This is a genomic window from Streptococcus sp. HMSC076C08 (assembly GCF_001810825.1).
In the GTDB taxonomy this organism is placed as follows: domain Bacteria; phylum Bacillota; class Bacilli; order Lactobacillales; family Streptococcaceae; genus Streptococcus.
Genome location: NZ_KV802736.1, coordinates 230,245 through 230,560, shown reverse-complemented (window position 1 = coordinate 230,560; position 316 = coordinate 230,245). Strand labels below are relative to the sequence as shown.

Here is a 316-nt window from a genome sequence, read left to right as displayed (position 1 = left end):
CGATACTGCTAAACACGAAGTTAAGGTAAAAGTTACAGATAACGGCCAAGGTCAACTTGTTGCAGCTGTTACAGGTAACAACCCAACCTTCACCAACACTTATAAAGCAGCTACAACAAGTGCTACTATCACGGCTACTAAAGTCTTGGATGGTAAAGCTCTTGAAGCAGGTAAATATGAGTTTGAACTTAAAGAAGGTGACAAAGTAATCGGAACAGCGACAAACGCAGCAGATGGTACTGTTACTTTCGAAGATATCAAGTACGCAGCAGTAGGCAACCACACATACACTATCACTGAAAAAGCAGGTAGTGAA

General features: G+C 41.5%; 1 protein-coding gene. It reads left to right on the top strand.

The genetic code is table 11. The features are described 5' to 3' along the window. Positions 1-316 (top strand): Spy0128 family protein (locus tag HMPREF2766_RS10310; RefSeq protein WP_315940711.1); only part of this gene is annotated, 316 nt, incomplete at both ends.